This window comes from Vibrio sp. 1078-1, assembly GCF_033340475.1.
This window is the reverse complement of sequence record NZ_JAWOWM010000311.1, coordinates 1-726: the sequence shown is the minus strand read 5'-3', so window position 1 is coordinate 726 and position 726 is coordinate 1. Positions and strand designations below refer to the sequence as shown.

Here is a 726-nt window from a genome sequence, read left to right as displayed (position 1 = left end):
ATCAGCAAAATTAATTGAATCACATTCGTCACAGACACCGTCCACGCGCCGCCACTCACGGCGATCAAAGTGACGATCACCCCCATAGCGAGAATGGTGGTCGACATCTCAATGGCAAAAACGGCAGAGAAAAAAGACGCCAATCCGTTCATCCAAATAGCGCAGGCGATCAAAGTCAGTGGAAAGCTTAACCATGTAAATAGCTGTTCTGATGTGTGGCCAAACCGCACTCGAATCACTTCCATGGCGGTTTCTACGCGTAACCTTCGATAGCGACGCGCAAAAAACGCTGCCGCGACGAAAAATCCCAACGCATTTCCCCAAAAGATGAACATCACGCTGATGCCATCTTCATACGCTTTGGCAGCGGCACCCGTAAACCTCCACGCTGAAAATTGCGTCATGAATGCGGTCGCGCCAGCCATCCACCACATCATGGTTCCTCCACCTTGAAGGAAGTCGTTCGACGAGGTGGAAAAGCGGCGAAATAGCCACGCAGCGATCCCAATAAAGAGCAGATAGATCATTACGATCATCGAATCCAATAAAGTCATGTGTCATAGCTCACGAAAAAATTAAAACACCGTTTTAAAGATCACAAAAATACCGATAAGAACTTTATCAGTACGTAATAATGAATATATTAAAACAAGATTTATTATAAAATAAAATGGTGTTTCAAAATGAAAGCTAGATACCTTACTTCTGCACTCTTACTTGCAATGA

At 44.5% G+C, this 726-nt stretch carries 1 protein-coding gene; it reads right to left on the bottom strand.

What is annotated here, in order from left to right; genetic code table 11:
* The coding region (locus R7190_RS27280) for a sodium:solute symporter family transporter (protein WP_411978092.1) at positions 1-554 on the bottom strand (554 nt) is incomplete at its 3' end.
* Between the last annotated feature and the right edge of the window lie 172 nt (positions 555-726).